Origin of the sequence: Enterobacter sp. BIDMC92, assembly GCF_001030225.1 — a bacterium.
Classification (GTDB): domain Bacteria; phylum Pseudomonadota; class Gammaproteobacteria; order Enterobacterales; family Enterobacteriaceae; genus Enterobacter; species Enterobacter sichuanensis.
The window spans coordinates 2,006,183-2,025,209 of the sequence record NZ_KQ087598.1; the positions used below are offsets into that span (position 1 = coordinate 2,006,183).

Annotated in this window: 22 protein-coding genes; 13 read left to right on the plus strand and 9 right to left on the minus strand. The window is 56.6% G+C overall.

Going from position 1 to position 19,027, the window contains the following annotated elements:
- Positions 1 to 5 precede the first annotated feature (5 nt).
- The 5 genes from sufC (at position 6) to ldtE (ending at position 4,757) form a co-directional block, all read left to right on the plus strand.
- Entirely contained in the window at positions 6 to 752 is a 747-nt protein-coding gene (sufC, locus tag SP99_RS09295) for a Fe-S cluster assembly ATPase SufC (protein WP_025757297.1), read from the plus strand.
- Positions 727 to 1,998 carry a Fe-S cluster assembly protein SufD gene (sufD, locus tag SP99_RS09300; protein ID WP_047958365.1) on the plus strand — a complete coding sequence of 424 codons (1,272 nt, stop codon included), beginning with the start codon at positions 727 to 729 and terminating at the stop codon, positions 1,996 to 1,998. The genes sufC and sufD overlap by 26 nt, the downstream gene beginning before the upstream one ends.
- Positions 1,995 to 3,215: a cysteine desulfurase SufS gene (sufS, locus tag SP99_RS09305; RefSeq protein ID WP_047958366.1), complete on the plus strand. Its 1,221-nt coding sequence runs from the start codon at positions 1,995 to 1,997 to the stop codon at positions 3,213 to 3,215. The genes sufD and sufS overlap by 4 nt, the downstream gene beginning before the upstream one ends.
- 14 nt (positions 3,216 to 3,229) lie before the next feature.
- Positions 3,230 to 3,646, plus strand: a complete 417-nt coding sequence (gene sufE, locus SP99_RS09310; RefSeq protein ID WP_025757294.1) for a cysteine desulfuration protein SufE — start codon at positions 3,230 to 3,232, stop codon at positions 3,644 to 3,646.
- A 97-nt stretch (positions 3,647 to 3,743) separates the two neighbouring features.
- A complete protein-coding gene (ldtE, locus tag SP99_RS09315) occupies positions 3,744 to 4,757 on the plus strand; it encodes a L,D-transpeptidase LdtE (protein ID WP_047958367.1) in 1,014 nt (337 codons plus the stop codon).
- 60 nt (positions 4,758 to 4,817) lie between these two features.
- Here ldtE and lpp read toward each other — a convergent pair whose 3' ends face one another.
- The 5 genes from lpp to SP99_RS09335 all read right to left on the minus strand — a co-directional run bounded on the left by lpp (position 4,818) and on the right by SP99_RS09335 (position 9,681).
- A complete protein-coding gene (lpp, locus tag SP99_RS09320) occupies positions 4,818 to 5,054 on the minus strand; it encodes a murein lipoprotein Lpp (RefSeq protein ID WP_001082307.1) in 237 nt (78 codons plus the stop codon).
- Between the two features lie 309 nt (positions 5,055 to 5,363).
- Entirely contained in the window at positions 5,364 to 6,776 is a 1,413-nt protein-coding gene (pykF, locus tag SP99_RS09325) for a pyruvate kinase PykF (RefSeq protein WP_045284943.1), read from the minus strand.
- 7 nt (positions 6,777 to 6,783) lie between these two features.
- A complete protein-coding gene (ynhH, locus tag SP99_RS25320; protein WP_425605341.1) occupies positions 6,784 to 7,080 on the minus strand; it encodes a protein YnhH in 297 nt (98 codons plus the stop codon).
- Between the two features lie 73 nt (positions 7,081 to 7,153).
- Positions 7,154 to 8,299, minus strand: a complete 1,146-nt coding sequence (locus SP99_RS09330) for a trans-sulfuration enzyme family protein (RefSeq protein ID WP_047958368.1) — start codon at positions 8,297 to 8,299, stop codon at positions 7,154 to 7,156.
- A gap of 11 nt (positions 8,300 to 8,310) precedes the next feature.
- Entirely contained in the window at positions 8,311 to 9,681 is a 1,371-nt protein-coding gene (locus SP99_RS09335) for a pyridoxal-phosphate dependent enzyme (RefSeq protein ID WP_047958369.1), read from the minus strand.
- 400 nt (positions 9,682 to 10,081) lie between these two features.
- Here SP99_RS09335 and SP99_RS09340 point away from each other — a divergent pair, with 400 nt between their 5' ends.
- The 4 genes from SP99_RS09340 (at position 10,082) to fumD (ending at position 12,921) form a co-directional block, all read left to right on the plus strand.
- Positions 10,082 to 11,104, plus strand: coding sequence for a methionine ABC transporter ATP-binding protein (locus SP99_RS09340; RefSeq protein WP_045284941.1), 1,023 nt, complete (start codon positions 10,082 to 10,084; stop codon positions 11,102 to 11,104).
- Positions 11,097 to 11,765, plus strand: coding sequence for a methionine ABC transporter permease (locus SP99_RS09345; protein ID WP_047958370.1), 669 nt, complete (start codon positions 11,097 to 11,099; stop codon positions 11,763 to 11,765). Before SP99_RS09340 ends, SP99_RS09345 begins: the two co-directional genes overlap by 8 nt.
- Positions 11,766 to 11,788: 23 nt before the next feature.
- Positions 11,789 to 12,601: a MetQ/NlpA family ABC transporter substrate-binding protein gene (locus SP99_RS09350; RefSeq protein ID WP_025758309.1), complete on the plus strand. Its 813-nt coding sequence runs from the start codon at positions 11,789 to 11,791 to the stop codon at positions 12,599 to 12,601.
- Positions 12,602 to 12,711: 110 nt separating this feature from the next.
- Positions 12,712 to 12,921, plus strand: coding sequence for a fumarate hydratase FumD (gene fumD / locus SP99_RS09355; RefSeq protein ID WP_003857676.1), 210 nt, complete (start codon positions 12,712 to 12,714; stop codon positions 12,919 to 12,921).
- On the opposite strand, the gene SP99_RS09360 is transcribed toward fumD, so the two are convergent.
- Genes SP99_RS09360 through SP99_RS09375 form a run of 4 tightly spaced genes read right to left on the minus strand, consistent with a single transcriptional unit; the run spans position 12,902 to position 15,995 of the window.
- On the minus strand, positions 12,902 to 13,588 hold the full coding sequence (locus tag SP99_RS09360; protein WP_047958371.1) for an amino acid ABC transporter permease: 687 nt from the start codon (positions 13,586 to 13,588) through the stop codon (positions 12,902 to 12,904). The two genes, fumD and SP99_RS09360, sit on opposite strands and share 20 nt — an antisense overlap.
- Positions 13,572 to 14,348, minus strand: coding sequence for an amino acid ABC transporter permease (locus SP99_RS09365; protein ID WP_047958372.1), 777 nt, complete (start codon positions 14,346 to 14,348; stop codon positions 13,572 to 13,574). Before SP99_RS09365 ends, SP99_RS09360 begins: the two co-directional genes overlap by 17 nt.
- Positions 14,348 to 15,163: an amino acid ABC transporter ATP-binding protein gene (locus SP99_RS09370; protein ID WP_047958373.1), complete on the minus strand. Its 816-nt coding sequence runs from the start codon at positions 15,161 to 15,163 to the stop codon at positions 14,348 to 14,350. The genes SP99_RS09365 and SP99_RS09370 overlap by 1 nt, the downstream gene beginning before the upstream one ends.
- A 1-nt stretch (position 15,164) precedes the next feature.
- Positions 15,165 to 15,995, minus strand: a complete 831-nt coding sequence (locus SP99_RS09375; RefSeq protein ID WP_162299944.1) for an ABC transporter substrate-binding protein — start codon at positions 15,993 to 15,995, stop codon at positions 15,165 to 15,167.
- 243 nt (positions 15,996 to 16,238) lie between these two features.
- On the opposite strand from SP99_RS09375, the gene SP99_RS24890 reads away from it, so the two are divergent.
- From SP99_RS24890 to SP99_RS09395, 4 genes are all read left to right on the plus strand, one after another.
- Positions 16,239 to 16,406: a hypothetical protein gene (locus tag SP99_RS24890; RefSeq protein WP_014831607.1), complete on the plus strand. Its 168-nt coding sequence runs from the start codon at positions 16,239 to 16,241 to the stop codon at positions 16,404 to 16,406.
- Positions 16,407 to 16,513: 107 nt separating this feature from the next.
- Positions 16,514 to 17,839, plus strand: coding sequence for a sensor histidine kinase (locus tag SP99_RS09385; protein WP_047958376.1), 1,326 nt, complete (start codon positions 16,514 to 16,516; stop codon positions 17,837 to 17,839).
- Positions 17,832 to 18,443 carry a response regulator transcription factor gene (locus SP99_RS09390; RefSeq protein ID WP_045284934.1) on the plus strand — a complete coding sequence of 204 codons (612 nt, stop codon included), beginning with the start codon at positions 17,832 to 17,834 and terminating at the stop codon, positions 18,441 to 18,443. Before SP99_RS09385 ends, SP99_RS09390 begins: the two co-directional genes overlap by 8 nt.
- An 89-nt stretch (positions 18,444 to 18,532) precedes the next feature.
- The gene (locus SP99_RS09395; protein WP_025758318.1) at positions 18,533 to 19,015 is read left to right on the plus strand and encodes a GlcG/HbpS family heme-binding protein; all 483 of its coding nucleotides are present in this window, start codon (positions 18,533 to 18,535) and stop codon (positions 19,013 to 19,015) included.
- Positions 19,016 to 19,027 lie beyond the last annotated feature (12 nt).

A 19,027-nucleotide genomic window follows, 5' to 3' on the forward strand; every position in this document is an offset into this window, starting at 1 on the left:
AGCACATGTTAAGCATTAAAGATTTACAGGTTAGCGTGGAAGACAAAACCATCCTGCGTGGCCTCAATTTTGACGTCAAACCGGGTGAAGTTCACGCCATTATGGGGCCGAACGGCTCCGGGAAAAGTACGCTTTCGGCGACGCTGGCCGGGCGTGAAGATTACGAAGTCACCCGCGGCTCGGTCGAATTTAATGGCAAAGATCTGCTGGAGATGTCGCCGGAAGATCGTGCGGGAGAGGGCATCTTTATGGCCTTCCAGTATCCGGTTGAGATCCCGGGCGTCAGCAACCAGTTCTTCCTGCAGACGGCACTGAACGCGGTGCGCAAGTATCGTGGCCAGGAGGCTCTGGATCGCTTCGATTTCCAGGATCTGATGGAAGAGAAGATCAAGCTGCTCAAAATGCCGGAAGATTTATTGACCCGCTCAGTCAACGTCGGCTTCTCGGGCGGCGAGAAAAAGCGTAACGATATTCTGCAGATGGCGGTTCTGGAGCCCGAGCTGTGCATTCTCGATGAGACCGACTCCGGTCTGGATATCGACGCCCTGAAGATTGTCGCCGATGGCGTTAACGCGCTGCGCGACGGCAAGCGTTCGTTCATTATTGTCACCCACTACCAGCGCATTCTGGATTACATCAAGCCGGATTACGTCCACGTGCTTTATCAGGGACGTATTGTGAAATCCGGTGATTTCACGCTGGTTAAACAACTGGAGGAGCAGGGGTATGGCTGGCTTACCGAACAGCAGTAATGCGCTCCAGCAGTGGCACCGGCTGTTTGAAGCCCAGGGGGGGACACGTTCTGAGCAGGCGCAGCAGCATCTGCAGCAGATGCTGCGCCTCGGCCTGCCGACGCGTAAGCATGAGAACTGGAAATACACCCCGCTTGATGGCCTGTTGAACGGCGAATTTGTTTCTCGGCTGGCGGATATCAGCCCGGCCCAGCGTGATGCGCTGGCACTGAACGTTGATGCCCTGCGGCTGGTGTTTGTTGACGGGCAGTTCCGTCCTGAGCTGAGCGACAGCGCTGAAGAGAGCGGTTATACGATTACCCTCGATGATGAACGCCAGAGCCTGGCGGCTCCCGTGCAGCCGGAGGTGTTTCTGCATCTTACCGAGAGCCTGGCGCAGAGCGTGACGCATATCCACGTGAAGCGTAACCAGCGCCCGGCAAAACCGCTGTTACTGCTGCATATCACCCAGGGGCTCGACGGTGACGAAATCAATACCGCTCACTATCGCCATCATCTTGAACTGGCGGAGGGGGCAGAGGCCACGGTAATCGAACATTACGTCAGCCTTAACGAGGTCAGGCACTTTACCGGATCGCGTCTGACGATGAACGTCGCCGCTAATGCACGACTTCACCACATCAAGCTGGCGTTTGAGAATGGGCAGAGTCACCACTTTGCCCATAACGATATTGTGCTGGCTCAGGATGCCGCAGCTTTCAGCCACAGCTTCCTGCTCGGCGGGGCGGTGCTGCGCCACAACACCAGCACCCAGCTCAACGGTGAAAACACCACGCTGCGCATCAACAGCCTGGCGATGCCGGTTAAATCAGAAGTGTGCGATACGCGCACCTGGCTTGAGCACAACAAGGGCTACTGCAACAGCCGCCAGCTGCACAAAACCATCGTCAGTGACAAAGGGCGCGCGGTGTTTAACGGCCTGATTAACGTGGCGCAGCACGCCATTAAAACCGACGGGCAGATGACCAATAACAACCTGCTCCTGGGCCGCCTGGCGGAGGTGGACACCAAACCGCAGCTGGAGATCTATGCCGACGACGTGAAATGCAGCCATGGCGCCACGGTCGGAAGGATCAATGACGAGCAGATGTTCTACCTGCGTTCCCGCGGTATTGACCAGCAGGCGGCGCAGAAGATGATTATCTATGCGTTTGCCGCCGAACTGACGGAAGCGCTGCACGATGGTCAGTTAAAACAGCAGGTGCTGGACCGTATTGGCCTGCGTCTGCCTGGAGGCGAAGCATGAGTTTTCCCGTTGAGAAAGTCCGGGCCGATTTCCCGGTTTTGACCCGTGAAGTCAACGGGCTGCCGCTGGCCTATCTGGACAGCGCCGCCAGCGCGCAGAAGCCGAATCAGGTGGTGGATGCGGAGGCGGAGTTCTATCGCCACGGTTACGCCGCCGTGCATCGGGGGATCCATACCCTGAGCGCGGAAGCCACCCAGCGCATGGAGAACGTGCGCACGCAGGTGGCCGCCTTTCTCAATGCCCGCTCGCCCGAAGAGCTGGTGTTTGTGCGCGGCACAACCGAGGGGATTAACCTTGTCGCCAACAGCTGGGGCAACGCTCAGGTACGCGCAGGGGATAACATCATCATTACCCAGATGGAGCACCACGCGAATATCGTGCCGTGGCAGATGCTCTGCGAGCGCGTTGGGGCGCAGCTGCGGGTGATCCCGCTCAATGTTGACGGGACGCTGCAGCTTGAGTTGCTTGACGGCCTGCTGGATGACCGCACGCGGCTGGTGGCGGTCACCCAGGTTTCCAACGTGCTGGGGACCGAAAACCCGGTCGCAGAGATCGTCGAGAAGGCCCATCTGGCGGGGGCGAAGGTGCTGATTGACGGCGCTCAGGCGGTGATGCACCACGCGGTTGACGTCCAGGCGCTGGACTGCGATTTCTACGTGTTTTCCGGCCACAAGCTCTACGGCCCGACCGGGATTGGCGTGCTGTATGTGAAAGAAGACATCCTGCAGGCGATGCCGCCGTGGGAAGGGGGCGGGTCAATGATCGCCACCGTTAGCCTGACGGAAGGCACCACCTACGCCCGTGCGCCGTGGCGTTTTGAGGCGGGTACGCCCAACACCGGGGGCATTATTGGGCTGGGGGCGGCGGTTACTTACGTTTCGGCGATCGGCCTTGAGGCCATTCAGGAGTATGAACAGCTGCTGATGCACTATGCGCTTGCGGAACTTGCCAGCGTACCGGATCTGACCCTTTACGGCCCGGCTGACCGGCAGGGGGTGATCGCGTTCAATCTCGGGAAACACCATGCCTATGACGTGGGCAGTTTCCTCGATAATTACGGCGTAGCGGTCCGTACCGGGCACCATTGCGCCATGCCGCTGATGGCGTTTTACCAGGTCCCGGCAATGTGTCGCGCATCGCTGGTGATGTACAACACAACGGAAGAGGTCGACAGGCTGGTGGCGGGGCTAAAACGCATCCATCAGCTGCTGGGCTAACAAAGAGGCGAAAGATGGCAGATCTGCCGGACAAAGATAAATTACTGCGTAACTTCTCGCGTTGCGCAAACTGGGAAGAGAAGTATCTCTACATCATTGAGCTGGGACAGCGTTTACCGCCGCTCAGCGAAGAGGCGCATTGCCCGGAGAACAGTATTCAGGGCTGTCAGAGCCAGGTGTGGATTGTGATGGCGCAGTCGGATGACGGCACTATCGAACTGCGCGGCGACAGCGATGCTGCCATTGTTAAAGGGCTTATTGCGGTCGTTTTCATTCTTTATCACCAGATGTCGGCTCAGGATATTGTCGCGTTCGATGTCCGCCCGTGGTTTGAAAAAATGGCCCTGACCCAACACCTCACACCATCCCGAGCTCAGGGACTGGAAGCGATGATTCGCGCCATCCGCGCCAAAGCTGCAATCCTTAGCTAGACTTACAGAACAGCATTCATTCTGTTTCGCGAGGTGGTTCCCGCCTCGCTGGTTTTTCAGCTTTCTGGCATCCTGCCAGTGAATAAGGAATCTCAGCATGAAGCGCGCGTCTCTCATAACTCTATTACTTATCAGTTCGCTCGGTGCCCTTCATTCGGCCCGCGCGATGGACTATCCATTGCCGCCCGCAGGCAGCCGTCTGATTGGGCAAAATCAAACCTACACGATACAGGAAGGGGATAATAAACTGCAGACCATCGCCCGCCGGTTTAATACTGCGGCGCAGGTGCTACTGGAGACGAACAATACTATTGCGCCGGTCAACCCTGCGCCGGGCACCGTCATCACCATTCCGTCGCAGATGCTGCTGCCGGACACGCCGCGCGAGGGGATTGTGGTGAACCTTGCCGAGCTTCGCCTGTATTACTTCCCACCGGGGGAAAATATTGTTCAGGTCTTCCCGCTCGGTATTGGGCAGTTGGGGCTGGAAACCCCGGTCACCACTACGCGGGTGAGTCAGAAAATCCCTAACCCCACCTGGACGCCCACGCCGGGGATCAGAGCCCGCTCGCTGGAGCAGGGGATTAAATTGCCTCCTGTGGTCCCTGCCGGGCCAAATAACCCCCTGGGGCGCTACGCACTGCGTTTAGGCGTGGGTAATGGGGAATATCTCATTCACGGCACCAGCGCGCCGGACAGCGTCGGCCTGCGGGTCAGTTCCGGCTGTATGCGGATGAATGCTCCGGACATTAAAGCCCTGTTCGAACAGGTGCGGGTGGGCACGCGGGTACAGATTATCAATGAACCCGTGAAGTTCTCCGTTGAGCCAGATGGTAAACGCTATATTGAAGTTCACCGTCCGCTGGCGCAGGTGGAGGGGGAAAACCCGCAGGTCTCGCCAATTAGCCATTCCGCCGACTTTGCGACCTTTGTGTCTCAGGCGGGAAGTGATAAAGCGCTTATTGATAAAGCCCTGTCACGTCGTGCCGGGATCCCGGTTGTGGTCTCCGCCGGTAACGGCCCGTCTGCCAGTAATAGTGTGTTGTCGGTGCAGAACAGTCGGGTGTCTGCTGCGGTTGCGGAAGATGAAGGGGAGAAGGTGACGCAGTAGTGGTTTGACGCAGGCAAAAAAAATGGCGCACAATGTGCGCCATTTTATTAACAGGTACTATTACTTACGGTATTTAGTAGCCTGGTTGTCCAGACGCTGGTTAGCGCGAGCTGCGTCGTCTTTAGCAGCCTGAACGTCGGAACGCATTGCGTTCACGTCGTTGCTCAGCTGGTCAACTTTAGCGTTCAGAGTCTGAACGTCAGAAGACAGCTGATCGATTTTAGCGTTGCTGGAGCAACCAGCCAGCAGAGTAGAACCCAGGATTACCGCGCCCAGTACCAGTTTAGTACGATTCATTATTAATACCCTCTAGATTGAGTTAATCTCCATGTAGCGTTACAAGTATTACACAAACTTTTTTGGGTTGAGAATATTTTTTTGATGGGAATACACCTATTTTTGATCGTTCGCTCAAAGAAGCACCGAATCAGCCCTTTTCGGGCAAAAATCTAAGGAAAAAAAGGCATTTATCATCGGATTCATCTTAGATAATTCGCAATTAAATAGAAAAACCCGATTTGCAATTTGAATGAGTTTGGCTAATGCCGGGAATAAAAAAAGCGCCCAATGGGCGCTTTTTATCCAAATTAATTCGTTCGGGAATTATTACAGCACGTGAACAGATGCGGTATTGGTGGTTCCGCTTGGTACCAGGGCACCAGAAACCATTACCACAACGTCGCCTTTCTGAGCCAGACCGCTTTCCAGAGCCAGTGCTTTACCCTGAATGTAGAAATCGTCGGTAGAGGCGATCTCTTTAACCAGGTGCGCAACTACGCCTTTGCTCAGTACCAGCTGACGAGCGGTAGTTTCGTTGGTGGTCAGGGCCAGGATGGTCGCATCCGGGAAGTATTTACGCACGGCGCGCGCAGATTTACCGCCCTGGGTCGCGACCACGATCAGTGGCGCTTCCAGTTTCTCAGCAGTTTCTACCGCACCGCGGCATACTGCTTCGGTGATACGCAGCTTGCGGCTGTCGTTGTTAAAGTCCAGACGGCTGGTCATCACGCGGTCAGTACGTTCGCAGATGGTCGCCATGATGCCGACCGCTTCCAGCGGGTATTTCCCTTTCGCGGATTCACCGGACAGCATCACCGCATCGGTACCGTCGAGGATGGCGTTTGCCACGTCGCCTGCTTCTGCGCGGGTTGGGCGTGGGTTCTTGATCATGGAGTCCAGCATCTGCGTTGCGGTGATAACCACTTTACGCGCGCGAACACACTTCTCGATCATCATCTTCTGCGCGAAGATCACTTCTTCAACCGGGATTTCAACGCCCAGGTCGCCACGTGCAACCATGATGCCGTCAGACGCTTCGAGGATTTCGTCGAAATTGTTCAGGCCTTCCTGGTTTTCAATTTTGGAGATGATCTGGATCTTCTCGCCGCCGTGCGCTTTCAGGTGCTCACGGATTTCAACCACGTCGGAACGTTTACGGATGAAGGAGGCGGCAACGAAGTCAACGCCTTGCTCGCAGCCGAAGATCAGGTCCTGCTTGTCTTTTTCAGCCAGCGCTGGCAGCGCGATGGAGACGCCTGGCAGGTTAACGCCTTTGTTCTCACCCAGGTCGCCGTTGTTCAGCACTTTACAGATAACCTTGTTGCCTTCGATAGCGGTGACTTCCATCCCGATCAGACCATCGTCGACCAGTACGGTGTTACCGACGGACAGGTCGCTGGTGAAGCCTTCGTAGGTCACTGCAACGATTTCGCTGTTACCGACCACAGACTTGTCAGTGGTGAAGGTGAAGGTCTGGCCCGCTTTCAGAGAGACGTCATTACCGCCTTCCAGTTTGATGGTACGGATTTCAGGACCTTTGGTATCCAGCAGGATGGCGGCTTTTTTACCGGTCTTGCTCATCACGTTGCGCAAGTTCTGGATGCGCTGGCCGTGCTCAGCGTAATCACCGTGGGAGAAGTTCAGACGCATCACGTTCATGCCGGCATCCAGCATTTTGCTCAGCATCTCTTCAGATTCGGTTTTCGGGCCGATAGTACAAACAATTTTCGTCTTTTTCATGACAGTCTTAGTCTTTAAGTTGGGAAGGATATGGAAATCTCGCTCCGGGGGCGCACCGCCGCGGAGTCAAACCTGTGTTGCAAAAGAGTATATGACACGCACTAAGGATAGGAGACATCAAATGAGCGTGCAGAAGAAAGTGTGCCTGAGTGACAGCCCAACGAAGGAGAGGAGAAGTTGTACGTTGTTTTTTGTATTCCAAGCGCTGAAACCATTCACCAGGGGCCAGGCGCGCATTATACGCTGATTTTAAGATAAAAGGAAAATGGAAACGGGGTTTCAGAAATAATCTGTGCCGTTTCACATAATATTGTTATCAAGGCGTTAAGCTATGATGACAACTTAGGGCGGCAGGTGATTGACCTGCCGCAATTTGCTTATTTTTGCAGCGCCTGACTGAGGTCGGCAATCAGGTCTTTCGGATCTTCAATCCCCACCGACAGGCGGATCAGCTGCGGCACAATGCCGTTTGCCAGCCGTTGCTCAAGGGGAATTGAAGCGTGGGTCATGCTGTAAGGCTGGCTCACCAGACTCTCCACGCCGCCGAGGCTTTCCGCGAGGGTGAACAATTTCAGGTTGCGGATAACCTCCGTTGCGCGTTGCGCATCGCCTTTTACCACCACAGAAATCATCCCACCCGGCAGGGCCATTTGCGTGCGGGCGAGGCGATACTGCGGGTGGGACTCCAGCCCTGGATAGAACACTTTTTCCACCAGAGGATGTTGCTCCAGCCATTGCGCAATCGCCAGCGCGTTAGTGCTGTGCTTTTCCACCCTCAGCGCAAGCGTGCGAATACCGCGCAGCGTCAGGAAACTGCTGAACGGATCCAGAACACCACCCACCGCGTTCTGCAGATAGCCGAGCTTGTCAGCCAGCGCCGGGTTATCACCCACTACAGCCAGCCCGGCAACGACGTCGGAGTGACCATTAAGGTATTTAGTGGCGGAGTGCACCACGATATCGAAGCCTGACTCAAGAGGGCGATGGATCACCGGCGACGCGAAGGTGTTGTCCGCCACGCTGATGACGTTATGACGACGGGCAATCGCCGCGATGGCCGCCAGGTCCGCCAGCTTCAGCAGCGGGTTGGTTGGGGTCTCGACCCAGACCATCCGCGTCTCCGGGCGAATGGCGGCCTCTAGCCCGGCCAGGTCGTCCGGTTTAACCCAACTGACCTGCAGACCGGTGCTGCGCTTGCGCACGTTTTCGATCAGACGATACGTCCCGCCGTAAACGTCATCGATGGCAACGATATGGCTGTCTTTATCCAGCAGTTCAAGCACCGTGGAAATCGCCGCGAGACCGGAGGCAAACGCGTAGCCGCGCGTGCCGCCTTCCAGTTCGGCGATGGCGGTCTCCAGCGCATGGCGGGTGGGGTTGCCGCTGCGCGAATATTCATAGCCGGTATGTTCACCGGGAGCGGGTTGCGCAAACGTCGAGGTGGCGTAAATCGGCGGCATCACCGCCCCGTGCTGATCGTTGAACTCACCGCTGTGTACGCTCAGGGTTGCCAGGTTTTTCATCATCTCTTCCTTTATTGCTGTAGACGGTTGCGCCATGCGGTCAGCACGTCGCTGCGCGTAATCAGACCGAGAAAACGGTCGTTGTCATTAATCACGGCCACCAGACCGCGGTCGAAGATGGCGTGCAGGGCGCTCTCCGGGGCGTGTTTATCCAGGAACTCCACCTGACGCGTCATGGCCGCCGTCACCGGAAGTGCGAAGCGATCGCCGTCGCCGCCGATATGCCGCAGCAGATCCCATTCGTCGATAATGCCCACCACCTTGCCGTTCTCCAGCACCGGCAGCTGGGAGATGTCGTACAGACGCATACGCGCCAGGACAGTGGAGAGCGTGTCATCCGGGGCGGCGGTGACGGTGGCGCCTTCATCGTGGCGCAGGGCGATGTAGTCGGAGAGATCGCCGGCCAGAGGGCGGGTAAGCAGCCCCTGCTGGCGCATCCAGTCGTCGTTGAACATCTTCGAGAGATATTTATTGCCGCTGTCGCAGGCGAAGGTCACCACGCGTTTCGGCGTGGTCTGCGCCTGGCAATACTTCAGCGCGGCCGCCAGCAGCGTGCCGCTGGAGGAGCCCGCCAGAATGCCTTCTGTTTTCAGCAGCTCGCGCGCGGTGGCAAACGCTTCGCGGTCGGTGATGCGCCAGGCGCGATTCACGCCTTCAATGTGGGCCAGCGGAGGAATAAAGTCTTCACCGATCCCCTCAACCAGCCATGAGCCAGCATCGTCGTAACGTCCGGTTTCGACCTGATCGGCCAGAACGGAGCCGGCCGGATCTGCCAGAACAAACTCCGTGTGCGGAGAGTGTTCGGCGAACCACGCCTGCAGGCCGCCCAGGGTACCACCTGAACCGACCCCGACCACGATAGCGTCGATGTTACCGTCAAGCTGCTCATACAGTTCCGGTGCCGTGGTGGTGCGGTGTGCCAGCGGGTTGGCGGTGTTATTGAACTGGTCGATGTAAAACGCACCGGGCAGCTCACTGGCCAGACGCTGGGCGTAATCCTGGTAATAGGCCGGATGGCCCTTATTGACGTCGGAGCGGGTCAGCACCACCTGGGCACCCAGCGCACGCAGGTGGAAAATCTTCTCGCGGCTCATTTTGTCCGGCACCACCAGGATCAGCGAGTAGCCCTTCTGGGCGGCGATCAGCGCCAGGCCCAGTCCGGTATTCCCGGCCGTGGCCTCAATAATCGTGCCGCCCGGCTGCAGCTTACCGGTGCGCTCCGCTTCGTTGATCATCGACAGCGCCACGCGGTCTTTAATGGAGCCGCCCGGGTTCTGGTTTTCGAGCTTCAGAAACAGCGAGCAGGGACCGGTATCGAGCTTGTGCAGCTGGATGAGCGGGGTACGTCCAATCAGTTCGGTGACGGAGTGGTAAATCGTCATGATATTTTCCTTTCTGGAGGTCATGACGGGATGATAGGGCGGTGAAATTTTCACAAGAAAGAACCATTCACTGCCTTTTAGAACAGAAAGGAATATATATGACGTTTTTGGATGTCAGGACAGCAAGACGTAAAGTTGTCTGGATGTGAGGATGGCTATACTGGCATAAAATGCGGCAAAAATGAGCGTTTTTGCCGGGTGGCCGCCAGCAGATATGCATCAGGCAGATAATCATTGCTGAAATTGGTCTAAATGCTCCCCTGCCTGTAAATCCGCTATTTATTCCCCAAAGTTATAACACATTCTTTTTTGTTCATTTAAAAGCTGATAACGCCTGTTTACTATCGTTTGGACATCCATACTGCTAAACCGCCACGAGCGGCACGGATAATAAATAAGAATGATCGTTCTCAGTAATATTTCGAAGGTTTTTGACAACGGAAAGGTGGCGCTCACGGCCGTTGATAATGTCAATTTGACGATAGCACAGGGGCAGATATACGGGATCATCGGTTACAGCGGAGCAGGTAAAAGCACGCTTATCCGCCTGCTGAATGGTCTGGAAAAACCGAGCAGCGGCAGCGTAACCATCAACGGGCAGAACATTTCTGCCGCAAAAGGTGAAGCACTGCGCCAGGCGCGTCTGAAGATCAGCATGGTGTTTCAGCACTTCAACCTGCTGTGGTCGCGCACGGTCAGCGAGAATATTGCGTTCTCGATGCAAATTGCCGGCGTACCGAAAGCCGACATTAAGGCCCGCGTGGCCGAGCTTATTGAACTCGTTGGTCTGAAAGGTCGCGAGCATGCGTACCCGTCACAGTTGAGCGGTGGGCAAAAGCAGCGCGTGGGCATTGCGCGTGCGCTGGCTAATCGCCCGGATGTACTGCTCTGCGATGAAGCCACGTCCGCGCTCGACCCGCAGACCACCGATCAGATCCTCGATCTGCTGCTGGATATCAACCGTCGCTTCCAGCTGACCATTGTGCTGATCACCCACGAGATGCATGTGGTGCGCAAAATCTGCGACCGCGTGGCGGTGATGGAGAACGGTAAAGTGGTGGAAGAGGGAGACGTGCTGAGCGTCTTTACCCATCCGCAGCAGCCGATTACGCAGCAGTTTGTCCGTCAGGTGAGCCAGTACGCTGAGGAAGAAACCTTCAATACCGAACTGGCAAACGATCTGGAAGGGACGGTGATCAGGCTGACCTTTACCGGGCACAGCACGCATAAACCGATCGTCGGTGAACTGACCCTGCGCTACGGTCTGCCGTTTAACATCCTGCACGGCAAAATGACGCAAACCGCCCATGGCGTGTTTGGCCAGCTCTGGGTGCACGTGGTGGCATCTGATGAACAGCTGAACAATATCCTCGCCGACCTGCAGCACAGCGATATTGAAGGTGAGGTAATTAAACATGGCTGAGAATCTCTTTCCGCATCTTAAGTGGGATCAGCTCTGGGCGGCGACGCTGGAGACCCTGTACATGACAGCGCTTTCCGGCGTGGCGACCTTCGTTCTGGGCATCGTCCTCGGTCTGGCGCTGTTTTTAACCGCGCGCGGCGGGTTGTTCCACAACCGCACGGTCTACAGCGTCATTTCCATTGTGGTGAACGTGTTCCGCTCGATTCCGTTCATCATTCTGATTGTGTTGCTGATCCCGTTCACCAAGACCGTTGTGGGCACCATTCTTGGCGCCAACGCGGCGCTGCCGGCGCTGATTGTGGGCGCGGCACCCTTCTACGCACGCCTGGTGGAGATCGCCCTGCGTGAGGTGGATAAAGGCGTCATCGAAGCCACACGCTCGATGGGCGCTCGACTGAGCACGTTAGTGTTTCGGGTTTTACTGCCGGAATCATCACCTGCACTGGTATCGGGTATTACGGTAACGCTCATTGCGCTGGTGAGTTACAGCGCCATGGCGGGGGTGATTGGCGCCGGCGGGTTGGGAAATCTGGCTTATCTGGAAGGATTCCAGCGCAACCATGGTGACGTCACGCTGGTGGCAACGGTGACCATTCTGATCATCGTTTTCATTATCCAGTTCTGCGGCGACGCCATTACTTCTCTGTTAGATAAACGCTAATAAATACACACAGGAACCACATCATGAAAAAGACACTGACACTGATCGCCGCTGCAACCCTGAGTGCCCTGAGCTTTGCCTCCTGGGCCGACACCCTGACCGTGGGCGCATCCAACACGCCGCACGCCGAAATTCTGGAGCAGGCAAAGCCGATTCTGGCGAAACAGGGTATTGACCTGGAGATCAAACCGTTCCAGGACTACATTCTGCCGAATACCGCGCTGGCCGGTCATGACATCGACGCCAACTATTTCCAGCACATTCCTTACCTGAACAGCGTGCTGAAAGATCATGCGGGCGATAAGGATTATGATTTTGTCAGTGCGGGGGCGATCCACATCGAACCTATTGGCATCTACTCCAAAAAATACAAGTCGCTGAAAGACCTGCCGGAAGGTGGCAAGATCATCATGCGTGACGCGGTTTCTGAAGAGGGCCGCATTCTTTCCATCTTCGAGAAAGAGGGCGTGATCAAGCTGAAGCCGGGCATCGACAAAGTGACCGCGCGTATCAGCGACATCGTGGAGAACCCGAAAAAGCTGCAGTTCACGCCTAACGTTGAAGCCTCTCTGCTGCCGCAGATGTACAACAACAACGAAGGCGATGCGGTGGTGATTAACGCCAACTACGCGATCGACGCCGGTCTGGATCCGGTCCACGACCCGATTGCGGTAGAGAGCGGTGAAAACAACCCGTACGCCAACATCATCACTGTTCATCGCGGTGACGAGAAGAAGAAAGATATCGTCGCGCTGGTGAACGTGCTGCACTCGAAAGAGATTCAGGACTGGATCCGCACTAAATACAAAGGCGCGGTTATTCCTGTTAATAACTAATTGACTGATTTTACAGATGAAGCCCGGCGAGTCTCTCGCCGGGCTTCTTTTTTGTATCCGGCAGGAGAATCATTTAAGCTCAACGTTTAACAGGCAATGGAGTGATGACGATGGGTAACGTGACCAAAGATGAAGCGCTGTACCAGGAGATGTGCCGGGTGGTCGGCAAGGTGGTGCTTGAGATGCGTGATTTAGGGCAGGAGCCAAAGCATATAGTCATTGCCGGGGTACTGCGTACCGCGCTGGCGAACCAGCGCGTGAAACGCAGTGAATTGACAACCAAAGCGATGGAAACAGTGGTTAAAGCGCTGGCCGGGTAATGCGCCAGCGCTTCGCAAGTTGCTCGAGCGAGCAGCAGAGCAGGTAATAGACCACGCCCGTAAAGATAAAAATGGCCGCCGGGTAAATCTGCACCCGGTTGTTGACCTGTCCCGCCACCGTGGTCAGTTCCGGTACGTTCACGATAAACGCCAGCGACGTATCCTTAAGCAGGCTGATAAAAATCCCCACCAGCGACGGCAGAATGTTCCTCAGCGCCTGGGGCAGCAGCACGCGCCACAGGATTTGCCGGGTGCTAAACCCCTGAGCGAGTGCGGCCTCGTACTGCCCGGACGGTAAGGCGCTCAGCCCGGCCAGCACCGAGTGCATCACGGTTGCTGCGGTAAACCAGGCCAGTGCCAGCGTGACGGTCAGCGCGCCCGGCAGATCGCCTCCGGTGATGAGCGGCAGCAGATACCACATCCAGAAAATCACGAAGATGAGCGGGATCCCACGAATCAGCTCTGCCCACAAGAAGAGGGCTTTTCGCACAAGCCCGGTAAAGCGCCAGGCCAGACACGCGAGTGCCACCCCGCCGGGCAGGGCGATAACCGCTGCCCCCACCGCCATCATTACCGAGAGCAATACGCCACCCGGTTCACCGGTTGCCGCGCGTCCCCACAGCAGATAATCGAGGTTATCGGTGATGACATTAAGTCCGGCAATCATGTTTTTCACTCCCTGTGGTGGCGACAAGCGGGCGTTTACGCTTCGCGTGAGGTCCAATGCGAACCAGCACCATCCCCATCGCCAGCCCGGTCAGGAGATAGAGCGCGGTGCCGAAGGTAAATGCCTCAAGCGCGTGCGCGTTATAGCTTTCAATCTGCCTGACCTGATAGGTCAGTTCAGCAAAACCGATTCCGCTGGCGAGCGAGGAGAGCTTCATCAGATTCAGATACTGCCCCACCACGGGCTGCCAGGCGTTGGCCAGCCCCTGCGGCAGCAGGATGTAGCGAAACAAGCGCCACGTGGAGAACCCCTGGGCGAGGGCCGCCTCCCGCTGTCCGGCCGGAACAGAGCGCAGCCCCGATTCCACTTCTTCGATTAAAAACGCCGAGGTAAATACCCCCAATCCCCAGGCCGAACAGAGAAACTCGGGCGTAAACCACCAGACGTCGCCGGGCAGCATTGACCAGCGGTGATCCGCATTAACCGCATCCCTGAAGAGCTGCGGTAACCCGTTCCAGGCGGCAAAATACCAGAACAGCAGTTGCACCAGCAGCGGTGTATTGCGAAACAGCGAGACCCAGCTACTGACAATCGCCTTCCCGATGCGCCCGCCGGAAAGGCGCAGCAACATAAACAGCACCGCGAGCAGGCTGGCCAGCAGGATGCCCGCAAGCGTTACCCAGAGCGTGGTGAGAAACCCGGAGAGGATCCACTGCAGAGGCTGTCCGGTCAGTACCCCCTGCCAGTCGAGCGCGGGCATTACAGGTGCTCCTGATGAAGCGGGTTGAGCACTTTTTGCAGGAACCGCTGTGCGCGGGGATGCGACGGCTGACTGAAAAATTGTGCCGGTGGCACGATTTCCAGAATTTGCCCCCCGTCGATAAAGACAATCCGGTCAGCAATTTCCCGGGCAAACTGCATCTCGTGGGTCACCACAATCATCGTGATCCCGCTGTGGGCCAGCGCTTTCATCACAAACAGCACTTCGCCAATCATTTCCGGATCGAGCGCAGATGTGGGCTCGTCGAACAGAATGATTTGCGGCGATGAGGCCAGGGCGCGGGCAATCGCCACGCGCTGCTGCTGTCCACCGGAAAGCTCGGCCGGGAAATGGTGGGCTTTTTCCAGCATTCCGACCTTCTCCAGCAGAGCCAGCGCGCGCTCCTGGGCCGGTTGCGGCTTCCAGCCGTGGACGTGCTCCAGCGCGAGCGTGATGTTCTGGCTGGCGGTGAGGTGGGCATAAAGATTGAACTGCTGGAACACAAACCCCACGCGGCTTCGTAGCTGACGCAGCCCGGTACCGGAAAGCCTGGCGGTCGGCTTGTTGTCGACCAGAATCTCCCCGCCGCTCAGGGTTTCAAGCTGATTGATAAGCCGAATCAGGGTGGATTTACCGGAGCCCGAAGGGCCGAGGATGGCGACCACTTCACCGGGCGTGATGGTGAGATTAATGTCGTTCAGAACCTGATGGTCACCGTAGCGTTTGTCCACGTGGCGAAACTCGACGCTGGCCTGTTCCAGATATGAAAAATCCGCGGCACCGGCCGCGGAGTGTGAAAATAAACCTGAGAGCATATTACTTAGCTTCTATTTTAAAGGCGCGAGGCTGTGGAGCTGGAGTGCCGGGACCAAACCAGACATCATAGATTTTTGCCGCCTGGCCGTTCTTTTCAAGATTGACCAGCTCATCGTTAACCGCTTTCAACAGCGCCGTTTCACCTTTTTTCACCCCAACGCCAATCTCTTCTTTGCTGAGCAGGTCAGGCAGAATTTTGAAGTTCGCTTTGTCCGGCGCCTGCGCCAGCAGGCCGGCCAGAATGGTGCTGTCCTGGGTAATCGCCTGTACGTTGCCGTTGCGCAGTGCCGTCAACGCCAGCGGAATATCGTCATAGGAGAGCACGCGGGACTGCGGGAAACGCTGGTGCAGCGCCTGCTCGCCGGTGGTGCCTTTTACCGCACCAATGCGTGCATGGCTATACGCATCCAGCTTATCGGCGGATTTGGCCGGGACCAGGAACTGTTGCCCGGTGACAAAATAGGGTGTTGAGAAATCGATCACCTGCGCACGTTCCGGGGTAATGGTGATATCCGCGACAATTAAATCGGCTTTACCGGACTGAAGCAGGGGAATGCGGTTTGCCGGGTTGGTGGCTACCAGTTCCAGCTTCACGCCGAGTGATTTTGCCAGCGCTCTGGCGAAGTCCACGTCGTAACCCACGATCTCGTGCGTTTTGGCATCAATCGAGCCAAACGGCGGGTTGGCGTCAAACGTGGCCACTTTTACCACGCCTGCGGCCTTTATATCAGCCAGCTGATCGGCCTGCGCCTGCATTGAAAGCAAGCTCCCGGCCGCCAGCAATCCCAGAACCAGTGTCCGTTTTGTAAACCCTTTCATGTTTGCTGCCATAGTCATACGTCATCCCGTTGTTTTTGTTTTCCCTCGCTACGCTCCCATAAGCGAAAGCTATCGCCAAATAAGAAATCGTTCTTTGCTTTTAGCAAAAAAGCATTAGTGAACAGTGTGTTAATGAAGGGTGAAAAGGACGGGGCGCTATTTGCAGATCCTGCACATCGACAGTGGATTTTGGTATTTCCCCTGCACGCAGTTTGGGTTTTAACTGAGGACAGGTTAAGCGAGAGGGGATTGACGATGAAAAAGTGGATAAGCACGTTACGGCGGTTTTTTGCGACCCGACCAGTGAATGCGGAGAACAGCGCGCAACGTGTTCTTGAGTCGATACTGCCTGTCGCGAGCCTGTATGGCGTGGACGTCGCTAACATTGATCCGGAGTGGTTCCATGATAAAACGTCACGCTGAACTGCGCCGCACGCGCGAAATGTACTGGAATGAGCTGTGCCTGATTTTGTTCTGATAACGGATAACTGTTAATGTTGACAGATGGTTAAGTCTGCTCAGTTAACGGAATGAAGAACCCCTTTTTCAAGCGCGGTATTATTGTCTGGACGATAGTCTGCCTCATCAGCGGCATCCTGCTCTATGCCGAACAGATCCGCCGCCAGTTCTGGGAGCGCGATCGCGAGTTCGCGGCTCTCTTCGCGGAATTAAGCGCGGTACTGACGCAAAATGAATCCGTATTGCCGCTTCTGAACGGTGATGAAGATATTGCCGCCCTGCGCAAAAAATTCCCCCAACTGCTTGCCCTGGAAAAGACCTCCGGACGCGCCCTTGATGCGCCACGGGTTGAACCTGCCCACGAGATGCAGTACTGGCTTTACAATCCCTGGCGTCAGATCCGCGTGCGGGTGGATCTCGGGCCGATTCTGAATGCCCATCATCCCTTTACGCATCTCGGGATCCGTTTTATGCCAAACGGCGACGAACCGACGTCTGACGCCTTCTGGCACTGGCAGCGCACCTTCCCGCAGCATACCCAACCTTTTACGCTGGAGGCCGATTCCCGCCCGGACTGGCTCGGCGTCAATGGGGTGATGTACCCCATCCTGTTTATCGGGTGGGGGATAGTGATTGCGCTGGCGAGCGTGGTGCTCTGGCAGCGTAAAGCGCGCAAAGAGGCCGAGCAAAGGGCGCTCTACTACCAGCACGCCAGGCTCAATACTCTGGGGGAGATCACCGCCGGTATTGTGCATGAGATTAACCAGCCGTTAACCGCTGCGCAGACATGGATCCAGGGAGCGCAGCGTCAGCTGCAGCAGGAAAACGGGCCAGCGCTGTCGCAGGCGCTGGCGGCCGCGCTGACGCAAATGCAGCGTATTAGCGCCTTGCTGACGCGTTTTCGCGAGCATGTGGTGCAGGAGAAAGTCACCCTGCGGGAAACCGACCTGGCACAGTGCTGGCAGCAGGTGGTGAATTTGCTTGAGCATGAGCGCAGGGCCGAACATATCATGGTCACGCATGCGTTTGCCCCCGGGGCCACGACGGTGCTGGCAGACCGTCTCTGGCTTGAGCAGGTCCTTCATAATTTGCTCAGCAATGCGATTCAGGCCCAGCAGGCATCGGTAGCCGGCTGGGTAAAGATTGAAAGTCAGAAAAACGAGCATGGCGTTGTGATTACCGTGACTGACGGCGGCCCGGGCTTTAGCCCGGAGGCGTTACAACATGCCTTCATGCCGTTTTACAGCGGCAGAGAAGCGGGCATGGGGCTGGGGATGACCCTGACGGAATCATTGATGACGCGTATGAATGGATCGATTACGCTGGGTAATGCGCCGCAGGGCGGGGCGCAGATCCGACTACAACTGGCGCACGGAAAGGAGGCTATGGATGGATAATACAATCTGGCTGATTGATGACGATGAATCCATCAGGGAGTCGATGACGTTTTTACTTTCAGGCATGGGCTGGCCGGTCAGGGCATATGAAAGCGTCGATGCGTTTACCGCTGCCCATGCACGGGAGAAAGCGCTGGTGGGCTGTATGCTGCTGGATATGCGGATGCCCGGTAAAGGCGGTCTCACCTGGCTTGAGGAGGGCACATGGCCCTGGCCCCTGCTGCCGGTGATTATCATGACCGGCCACGGTACCGTTGACGCCTGCCGTCGGGCCTTCCGTAACGGCGTGTTTGAGTTTTTCACCAAGCCGCTGGATGCCGACAAGCTTATCGAAACCGTGGGCCTGGCCTTTGAGGAGAGTCACCGCCGCTTTGCCGACTGGCAGGAAACCACCCGGATCGCGACGCGTTTCGCGCAGCTGACCGCGCGGGAACATGAAGTGCTGGGGGAGTTGATGAAAGGGCTCAGCAACAAAGAGGTGGCTGCCCGGCTGAACCTCTCACCGCGTACGGTAGAAGCGCACCGCGCGGCGGCGTTTACCAAGCTTGGCGTCAGCAGTCTGGTTCAGGCAATACGCGAATACGATAAATTGCAATCCGTATAACTACCAGGATGAGTGCGTAATCAACCGAATACCGTTTCATCGTGCGGCTGGGTAACCTTTGGGTGTCTCTTAACACGCGAGGAAGTGCGATGAAAAAAATGATGATGGCTGCGGCACTGGTGGCTGGTAGCGTAAGTCTGGCGGCGCAGGCCGAAACGTTAAACCAGAAGAATCTCTCACTGGCGCAGGCTAATGCGCTGGCAACGTCCGCCATTCAGGCCTGTACGGCAAAAAATTACCAGGTGACCGTTACCGTGGTTGACCGCGCGGGCGTCGTGAAAGCGGTACAGCGCACGGACAATGCCGGTCCACATACGGTTAAAGCCAGCGAAATGAAAGCCTGGACGGCGCTCAGCGCAAAGAATGCGTCCGGCAAGGTGATGGAAGCGGCGCAGAGCAACGCTGGTGCGCAAAACATGCGTGATATTCCGGGTTTCCTGCTGCTGGCGGGTGGCCTGCCGGTGAAAGAGGGCGATGAGGTGATCGGGGCGATTGGTATCGGCGGTGCGCCGGGCGGTCATCTTGATGAAGCCTGCGCGCAGGCAGCCATTGACGGGCTGAAAAAGTCATAAAAAAAGCACCGG

Coding starts and splice junctions, on each gene's coding strand:
- SP99_RS09390 (WP_045284934.1), top strand. CDS start 17,832: ATGGATAATACAATCTGGCTGATTGATGACGATGAATCCATCAGGGAG.
- SP99_RS09340 (WP_045284941.1), top strand. CDS start 10,082: ATGATCGTTCTCAGTAATATTTCGAAGGTTTTTGACAACGGAAAGGTG.
- sufE (WP_025757294.1), top strand. CDS start 3,230: ATGGCAGATCTGCCGGACAAAGATAAATTACTGCGTAACTTCTCGCGT.
- SP99_RS24890 (WP_014831607.1), top strand. CDS start 16,239: ATGAAAAAGTGGATAAGCACGTTACGGCGGTTTTTTGCGACCCGACCA.
- SP99_RS09365 (WP_047958372.1), bottom strand. CDS start 14,348: ATGCCCGCGCTCGACTGGCAGGGGGTACTGACCGGACAGCCTCTGCAG.
- SP99_RS09360 (WP_047958371.1), bottom strand. CDS start 13,588: ATGATTGCCGGACTTAATGTCATCACCGATAACCTCGATTATCTGCTG.
- SP99_RS09395 (WP_025758318.1), top strand. CDS start 18,533: ATGAAAAAAATGATGATGGCTGCGGCACTGGTGGCTGGTAGCGTAAGT.
- ldtE (WP_047958367.1), top strand. CDS start 3,744: ATGAAGCGCGCGTCTCTCATAACTCTATTACTTATCAGTTCGCTCGGT.
- lpp (WP_001082307.1), bottom strand. CDS start 5,054: ATGAATCGTACTAAACTGGTACTGGGCGCGGTAATCCTGGGTTCTACT.
- SP99_RS09370 (WP_047958373.1), bottom strand. CDS start 15,163: ATGCTCTCAGGTTTATTTTCACACTCCGCGGCCGGTGCCGCGGATTTT.
- sufS (WP_047958366.1), top strand. CDS start 1,995: ATGAGTTTTCCCGTTGAGAAAGTCCGGGCCGATTTCCCGGTTTTGACC.
- SP99_RS09375 (WP_162299944.1), bottom strand. CDS start 15,995: ATGGCAGCAAACATGAAAGGGTTTACAAAACGGACACTGGTTCTGGGA.
- sufD (WP_047958365.1), top strand. CDS start 727: ATGGCTGGCTTACCGAACAGCAGTAATGCGCTCCAGCAGTGGCACCGG.
- SP99_RS09330 (WP_047958368.1), bottom strand. CDS start 8,299: ATGAAAAACCTGGCAACCCTGAGCGTACACAGCGGTGAGTTCAACGAT.
- pykF (WP_045284943.1), bottom strand. CDS start 6,776: ATGAAAAAGACGAAAATTGTTTGTACTATCGGCCCGAAAACCGAATCT.
- SP99_RS09385 (WP_047958376.1), top strand. CDS start 16,514: ATGAAGAACCCCTTTTTCAAGCGCGGTATTATTGTCTGGACGATAGTC.
- SP99_RS09350 (WP_025758309.1), top strand. CDS start 11,789: ATGAAAAAGACACTGACACTGATCGCCGCTGCAACCCTGAGTGCCCTG.
- sufC (WP_025757297.1), top strand. CDS start 6: ATGTTAAGCATTAAAGATTTACAGGTTAGCGTGGAAGACAAAACCATC.
- SP99_RS09335 (WP_047958369.1), bottom strand. CDS start 9,681: ATGACGATTTACCACTCCGTCACCGAACTGATTGGACGTACCCCGCTC.
- SP99_RS09345 (WP_047958370.1), top strand. CDS start 11,097: ATGGCTGAGAATCTCTTTCCGCATCTTAAGTGGGATCAGCTCTGGGCG.
- fumD (WP_003857676.1), top strand. CDS start 12,712: ATGGGTAACGTGACCAAAGATGAAGCGCTGTACCAGGAGATGTGCCGG.